At 59.7% G+C, this 7,174-nt stretch carries 8 protein-coding genes and 2 pseudogenes; 2 read left to right on the top strand and 8 right to left on the bottom strand.

Translation table 11 applies throughout. From position 1 onward, the window contains the following. Positions 1-128, top strand: a pseudogene (locus tag FSY45_RS28460) (IS481 family transposase); the annotation flags it as partial. Positions 129-394: 266 nt separating this feature from the next. Here FSY45_RS28460 and FSY45_RS27555 read toward each other — a convergent pair. Genes FSY45_RS27555 through FSY45_RS27530 form a run of 6 tightly spaced genes read right to left on the bottom strand, consistent with a single transcriptional unit; the run spans position 395 to position 5,053 of the window. After that, entirely contained in the window at positions 395-811 is a 417-nt protein-coding gene (locus FSY45_RS27555) for a hypothetical protein (protein ID WP_003074443.1), read from the bottom strand. A 23-nt stretch (positions 812-834) separates the two neighbouring features. After that, positions 835-1,293 carry a chromate resistance protein ChrB domain-containing protein gene (locus FSY45_RS27550; protein WP_003074445.1) on the bottom strand — a complete coding sequence of 153 codons (459 nt, stop codon included), beginning with the start codon at positions 1,291-1,293 and terminating at the stop codon, positions 835-837. A gap of 3 nt (positions 1,294-1,296) precedes the next feature. Further along, positions 1,297-2,205: a Fe-Mn family superoxide dismutase gene (locus tag FSY45_RS27545; protein WP_003074448.1), complete on the bottom strand. Its 909-nt coding sequence runs from the start codon at positions 2,203-2,205 to the stop codon at positions 1,297-1,299. A 25-nt stretch (positions 2,206-2,230) separates the two neighbouring features. Then, positions 2,231-2,851, bottom strand: a complete 621-nt coding sequence (locus FSY45_RS27540; protein WP_003074450.1) for a hypothetical protein — start codon at positions 2,849-2,851, stop codon at positions 2,231-2,233. A gap of 12 nt (positions 2,852-2,863) precedes the next feature. Beyond that, positions 2,864-4,066 (bottom strand): chromate transporter, encoded by a 1,203-nt coding sequence (locus FSY45_RS27535; RefSeq protein ID WP_003074452.1) that lies wholly within the window; start codon positions 4,064-4,066, stop codon positions 2,864-2,866. A gap of 24 nt (positions 4,067-4,090) precedes the next feature. Further along, positions 4,091-5,053: a chromate resistance protein ChrB domain-containing protein gene (locus FSY45_RS27530; protein WP_003074454.1), complete on the bottom strand. Its 963-nt coding sequence runs from the start codon at positions 5,051-5,053 to the stop codon at positions 4,091-4,093. A 464-nt stretch (positions 5,054-5,517) separates the two neighbouring features. Between FSY45_RS27530 and FSY45_RS27525 the strand changes: the two genes are divergently transcribed. After that, entirely contained in the window at positions 5,518-5,835 is a 318-nt protein-coding gene (locus FSY45_RS27525) for a DUF1153 domain-containing protein (protein WP_003074457.1), read from the top strand. Positions 5,836-6,363: 528 nt separating this feature from the next. On the opposite strand, the gene FSY45_RS27520 is transcribed toward FSY45_RS27525, so the two are convergent. Continuing rightward, positions 6,364-6,921 (bottom strand): hypothetical protein, encoded by a 558-nt coding sequence (locus FSY45_RS27520; protein ID WP_003074459.1) that lies wholly within the window; start codon positions 6,919-6,921, stop codon positions 6,364-6,366. Between the two features lie 122 nt (positions 6,922-7,043). Then, a pseudogene (locus FSY45_RS28455) lies at positions 7,044-7,174 on the bottom strand (IS481 family transposase); the annotation flags it as partial.

Here is a 7,174-nt window from a genome sequence, read left to right as displayed (position 1 = left end):
ACAACCACCACTTGCCACAAAAGGCACTGGGGCATGAAGCCCCAGTCCAAGCACTCAAAAAATGGAAGATGAAAGCTCCTGATTTATTCGTCAAGAACGTGCGTAATCATCCGGGACCCGACACCTAGCCCTTTCAGACTTGCTGTATTGGTCTTAACTATTGGGCAAGAACACCTGCTTCCACTCATACACCTTGAACATCAGCACTATTTGCTTCAGTCAAGATTCCTCTAACGAGACCACTCTATAGCAGTCCTCCGAGCACTGAGTTTGACTGTGGCCTCAACTGAGAGAGAAAAGAGAGGGCTACAGTGATCCTTGTGGCCGCTCAAAGCTTGTAGTCACCGTTCATGAAGCGGAAGACATGGAGCGCATGTATGCCCCTTCGCGTCCCTTACCCCCGCTTGGGCATGGGCCTCACCAGGCCTCGGAAAACCACATAGTTGCTGTCATCCACGTACTGCAACTCTTTCCCGTCACGCACCACTCGGTAGCAGATCGGTTCGACCTTGCTGATCTCTGGTTGCAGCAAGCACAGCCGGTCGTTCTTGATAGACCAGTGAGCTGATTTCAATCGCTCGTTCTCAAGCCGCTCAACGCGCCCATCAGGGAAATACTTGTGCCCCCAATGGTGGTCATCGGTCACATACTTGCCGACGATTGCGGCGTGAATTTGCGAGCCGGTGAGCTCGCCATGCCCAACTGCGGCTGAAGCGGCAGTCAGGCTTATAGCCTGAACACATACGGCGAGCACGAGCCGGGAGACCAAGGCTCGATGACGGGCCTGGGGTTGTAGGGAGAAGGCAAACATTTTGATGGTCTCGGTCTAGGTGACTAGGCAGTCATGGTCGGCGGCCAGTTGTGCGTCTCGGCTTGGCAAGAGCGGCACCACGCATAGAGCGCGTCGTACATCACCATGCCGTGCTGGAGCATTTCGTGGTCGTCGCTGAAGTTGTGGGAAAGGCCCAGCGACAGCGCGTAGAGCCCTGCGGATTGCGGTGTCAGGTCGAGTTGCGATGTATCAGCACCGCGCACGATGGAAGCCAATTGGAGCAGCGCCGGGTCGTCAAGCTTGTACTTCGCCAGGAAGGCGTCGAAGCTGCACAACTCGCCCACGTGGCTCAACTCGACATTCGGGATGTCGTAGGGGATGGCGGCAGTGGCCTTGGCGGTGCTCAGCACCTCGCTGGCAGGCACATAGAGAAACTCGGGAGCCTTGTCGATGAAACGTGCGATCAGCCAGGGGCAGGCGATGCGGTCGATCTTTGGCCGTTCGCGGGTGATCCATTGCATGGTTTACTCCTTCGCATCCAGCGCCACACCGGCAGCGCGACTGGCCTCGATGCCACCTGCCACATAGCGCGCATCGAAGCCACGTGCCCGCAGCGCGAGCGCCACGGACTGGCTGACTTCATGGCCGTGCACGCAGTACACGAGGACGGGTTGGGATACATCGAGCTCAGCGCTCCATTCGGCCAACCGGGCGGGGTCGTGCCACGTGGCCCCAGCCACGCGGTCGGCGGCCCCTGCGTAGCCTGCGGCCCTGCGCACGTCGATGAGCTGCACGCTGCCTCGAACGGCCTCGGGAGGCACCGACCAGGGCAGCGCGTCGGCCTCGACGGCCGTACCGTAGCGCCGCGCAACTTCCTTCCAGCGGATGTTCTGCATGAAGGCATCCACATAGGAGGCCGCTTTGGCACCGAAGTCCATGTGGTAGGCGTGCTCGTACATGTCCAGCGCCAGGATCGGCGTAGCCCCGGCGAGCAGATGCGTGTGGTCGGCAGCCCAATGGGTGATCAGCCGTGACTCTCGGTTAGACCAGGACAACAGTGCCCAGCCCGAGCCGCCGCCCATGGCCTTGGCCAGTGCGGTGAACTCCGCGCGCCAGCGGTCGGTGCTGCCAAAGTCGCGCGCCAAGGCTACGGTCAGGCCCGAATCTGGCAAGGCGCCGTCACCGCCCAACGAGTCGAAGTACAGCTCATGGAGCCAAGCCGAGTTGGCGGCGATCAGCTCCTCGCGTTTCAGTCCATTGACCGTGAACACCGGCGCACTTGGCCAGTCCAGTTGGGTCAACTGCTGACGGATGGCGCCCAGGCGCTTGACGGCCCCGGTGTAGTTGTTCGCGTGGTGACTGACGATCAGATTCTCCGACAGGCCGTTGAGGGTCGCCGGGTTCAGGGCAAGGGGGCGGGGTTGCATATCCATGGGATGCTCCTGTGTGGGGATGTCGTTAGTTGCTTGAACCCGCGTGAAAGCGACTGAAGGCGGTCACGCTATCGGCCTTGGTCCAGACGCCAGCAGCGCCAGGGCCGGAGATATGGCTGTCGTCCAACTCGATGTAGAGCTTGCCGTCCAGCGCAACCGCGATATGCGTTCCGGAGAATTCGACTCGCAGGGTGTGCCAGGAGGCAGGGGCCACTGGCGCATCGATGTACTTGATGGTCTTGCGACTGCCACCCTCGACGTAATACAGCGAGACGTTGTTCTCCAGAGCATTGGCGCGGGCGACGTAATAGTTGTCGGCGTTTTTCCAGCGCCAGACGACGCCGCCTGCCTGGTCTTCCCGGCCCGCCAGGGGCTTGAACCGTGTTTCGACAAAGCCGTCGGTGATCGAGGTTCCGACTTTCACGCACCAGGGATAGGTGCCACGCCCATCCTGCAGCAACACCCTGTCAGAGTGAGTGGAGCCGGGCTCGGTAGTGATGACCCAATGGGGTGTACCTCCGCCAGTGACGCCGCAGCTCCAATAGTGAGGAGATGCGCCAAGGACAGTGCCATCGAAGCCTGGAGCCAGCGCACTCGCACTGGAAGCCAGCGCAGCCACGGTGATACCAATCAAGATGCGTTGCATGGTACTCTCCAATCAGCCGTGCGTAACCAGCGGGTGGACGACCAGGCCGATGAGGGCTGCCGCAACCACGATGACGGGTTCAGGGAGCTTCTTGAAGCGCCACAAGATGGCTGCGGTCGCGATTGCCAGCGCTGCGGTGATCCAGTCGGAGATGGAGCGCTGACCGATGACGATCACTGCGCCCGCGATGGAGCCGATGGCGGCGGCCGTGACGCCATCGACAAAGGCGATGACATCCGGGCGCTTGCCGTATTTCTTGAAGTACGGCGCGGGGATCACCGTGAACAGATAGCAAGGCACAAAGGTGGCGGCTGCCGCTGCCACGGCGCCCCAGAAGCCTGTGACCAGGTAGCCGATGAAGCCCGTAGTGATCACCACCGGGCCCGGCGTGATCATGGCCACCGCCACTGCATCCACGAACTGCTGGTCGGTCAGCCAGCCGTACTCCTTGACGACACCGCCGTAGAGGAAGGGCACGATCGCAAGGCCGCTGCCGAAAACGAAGCTGCCGGCATAAGCGAAGTACAGACCGATCTGCTTGAGCTTGGTCCAGTCGATGGTGCTGAGCGCGAACATTCCGACCAGTGGGGCCGCCACGCCGTTCAAATTGCCGCCGCGCTTGAGCCATGCAGGGGGTGCACGCCAGAACCACACCAGCACGCCAGCACCGAGGAACAGCCAGACCTCTTCCGACTTGGTGATCACCGTGACGGCTGCGCTGATCAGGAAAATAGGCCACAGCAGCTTGTCCTTGCCGATGCTCTTGGTCGTCAGCTTGTAGGCGCTCATGGCGATGATGCCGATCACTGCGGCGCCCACGCCATAGAACACCGACTGCATCCAGCCGATGCCGCCGTAGGCGACATAGGCCGCGCCAAGCGCCACGACCATGAAGAAGGACGGGACGACAAAGGCGATCCCTACGAGGGACGCGCCCAGAAACCGGTAATGGACATAGCCCAGGTAGATGGCCAGCTGTGCGGCTAGCGGCCCTGGCATCAGTTGGGCGAGGGCCAAGCCCTCCTTGTAGTCCGCTTCGGTGATCCATCGGCGCTTTTCCACCAGATCGCGGTACATATAGCCCGCCAGGGCCACGGGACCGCCAAAGCCCCAGGTGCCCAGGGCCAGTATGTAGCGCACGAGCTGCCAGAGCGTGTAGCCGGGGGAACTTGAGGCGCTGGCTTCGGGCGCCGTTGTTGTGTTGAGGTCGTTCATATGGGTCTTTGCAGTTGTTGATGCCTACGGCTTGCGCGGGCTGGAGAAATGGGCGTGGAGCGAATCGAGTACGCCGCCGATGTCGACCAGCAGCGCGTCGTCATCCGGCCAGCGCTTGCGCGCTCCGGCCAGAACAGCCTCGAAGCCGCAGGCCTCGGGCGTGGTCGCACCGCCTACGTCGAGCGCATGAACCATCTCCGCGAGGCGCGAGAGACCCCTGTCACCTTCCAAGCCAAAGCTCGTGAGCAGCACCTCGAAGGTCACGCGCTCGCCCACATGAGTGAAGGTCGCGCCATCGAAGTCGAAGCCCAGCGCATCTGCAGGGCAGTCGGCCGGTGCCTCCAGCCACTGGAAGCGTGCGTGCGGGTCGATGAAGCGCTGGATGAGCCAGGCACTGGCCAAGCGATCTACCCAGAGATTGCGGCGCGTCGCCCAGAGACGTCCTTGGTATTGCATGCGATCGCGCCGGGCTATGCGTCCAGCAGTGGCCTGTGGTTCGCCCGGCGACTGCAGGGCTTCGATGGCGTTGTTGAAGTCCCGCCACTGGGCTTCGGCGCGGATCGAGGTTTCTGCAGGGAAGAAGTCGATCCTGCGGATGGCTTCATAGGCCCGCGCGTGCTTGCGCTGCACACGGCCCAACTCGGTCGCGCTCAGGCCAGAAAGTGTCTGACGCGCTTGGGCCAGTTCTTCCAGCCAGGGGGTGTAGTCGACCGTTCGGTCGAAGAGCGCCTGGAAAGTGGCTTGTTCGGCTATATCGCGCGCTCGCACCTGTAGCAGCCAGGCTTGGCCACCTTCCTGCAGCGCATCGTCGGCAAGGGCTTGCAATTGCGCAGCTTGCTCAACTTGCGCTGGAAGCAGGTAGGCACCGTCGCGCAAGGCAGCACAGCCTAATGCCTTCACGGCGCGCCAAATCCGCATGCGTGGCGTAGCGCTTGAGGCGGGGAGGCTGATGATCAGAGCCAGCCAGGAGTCCGAAGTGAGAGTCATGGCAGCAGCTTAGAGCACCGTCATGAATGCTGCAATGCTGTAGCGATCTCTACAAAATCATTCCAAACTTCATCAAACAAGTCAGTACGATGGTATGCGCATGGCGACTGCTATGAAGAAGACCGCACGCTGTACTACTGCTCAATGTGCGATATTTTTGCCAGCCCAGACCACTTTGCGACGCAACCACGCCGAGCAGCTACAAATAAAGCTGCAGGCGTATGCCAAGTGGCCCGCTGATACGGCACGACGCAGTTACCGCCCCGTAGTGCACACAACCTATTTGCCGCCGAGCTGGCCGCACTGGTGGCAGAGCAAAAAGCAAGTGCAGCAAGCCGCAGCCGCTTTTATCGCTGGCTGGAAAAGCAGGCCAGCCGTGATGACCCTGTGGGTGATTTGGCCTATGACATCATGTATTGACCCAGTGAATTCCTGCTCAGGTGTTAACGTTGAAGGAAACGACGATGAGCACCCTGATGGAAGACGACATCAAGCGCTGGACAGCCAAGCGTAAGACGGCCCTTGTCCTGGACATCATCCAGGGCAAGACCACGATCTCGGAGGCCAGCCGGGCCTTCGACCTCAACCCCTCGGAGGTTGAGCAATGGGTCGATGAAGGCAAGCGTGGCATGGAGAACGCCCTGCGCACCAAGCCCTTGGAAGTCAAAGAGCAGTACGAGAAGCAACTGCGCGAACTTCAGCAGGCCTATGGCGAAGCCATGTTGGAGCTGCGTGCCAGAAAAAAGCTGGCGTCCCTGCTGGGCAACGAGGACGAGAAATGACCTGTGCAGAAACCGCTGGGTCAATACAATCACACATGACAAAGGCTTCCCGATAGAGGCTTCACTGCGACAAACGCGCAGCTACTTGGAAAGCAAGTGGGTATCGGAGGCGGTGATGGATGCTTTGGCCCAAGCCTGGCTTGAGTTTTCTGCCAACAGGTAAAGGCCGCGTTGAGTAGCGGACGGCCATCAGCGCGGTTGTGCTGATGGTTGCTTGCATACATTCCACGCGCTCTTTGCACTGTTGATTTCCACGCAAAACTGCCCCACACCAGAGATGTGGCATAAATCTTGGACACCATATGGCTGTCCTCAGCTTGAGATAGCCCCCCTGGGGCATCGGGGAGGTGCCAGCATCCACCAAGTAGAGCTGGAAGCTGCGCAGATATTCAACGATGGCCATGTCCGGCGAGGCACGATGTATATTGCCGCTCATGGCCTTCTTACCGGACTACCGCGTGAGCGGTTTAGAGTCGTCTCTAAGGCGCGGTGGTTAGGTCAGGACCGCTGTTTTCTCTGTTTAAGCCGCTATACATTCCACAGCAGCAGTGCTGCTTCGCCTTGCGTTGCCATACCGGGGTGGTTCAGGGCAATGGTTGCAGCGCAGTGGGCGCGGTGGTCTCGGTAAAACGTGATGCCTTGAAGCCATTCATCCCAGCTGTGCACCAAATCCTGCTCTTCGCAAGAGGCCAGGAACACCAGCTGAATGCGGTGGAGTTTTTGGCTGGCATCGCGCAATTGCAGTTGCTGCAATTTTTCATGATCGCGCTGTATTTTTTCGCGCCATTTGTTTTGCGTGCCAGCGCCCACCAACGCCACTTCGATCAGATATTTATCTTGTGTGTCTGGGCGGGTGGCGAGCAAATCCCCTTTCAAGGATTTCAGACAGTGATCGCCCAGTTGTTGGTAACTGGGGCGGCCTTCGCAGTGGTATCCATGCTGCAGAAAAGCAGCAAACAGCTCCCAGTTCAGCCATTCTTCATACGATGCCGTGCTGGCACTGAACGCATGCAAGGTGTGGGATTTCTGTGCAAACCAAGGCTGCAGAATATCTAGAACCGTGTGGGCAGGAGTGATGACAGACATTGGGGCAGTTTCAGTGGGACAGTAAAAAATGGCAGTGGATGGCGGGAGCCGTATGTTCGCTGTAGGTGCTGGAAAATGCGGGGGAGCTGATAGGGTAGTCCTTCAGCCGTTGTTGAATATACCTACCTGTCGGGTCCCGGATGATTACGCACGTTCTTGACGAATAAATCAGGAGCTTTCATCTTCCATTTTTTGAGTGCTTGGACTGGGGCTTCATGCCCCAGTGCCTTTTGTGGCAAGTGGTGGTTGTACA

This window comes from Comamonas sp. Z1, from assembly GCF_008121555.1.
Lineage (GTDB): Bacteria > Pseudomonadota > Gammaproteobacteria > Burkholderiales > Burkholderiaceae_C > Comamonas > Comamonas thiooxydans.
Note: the sequence above shows the minus strand (reverse complement) of the source record. Positions and strands in the feature narration are given on the sequence as shown.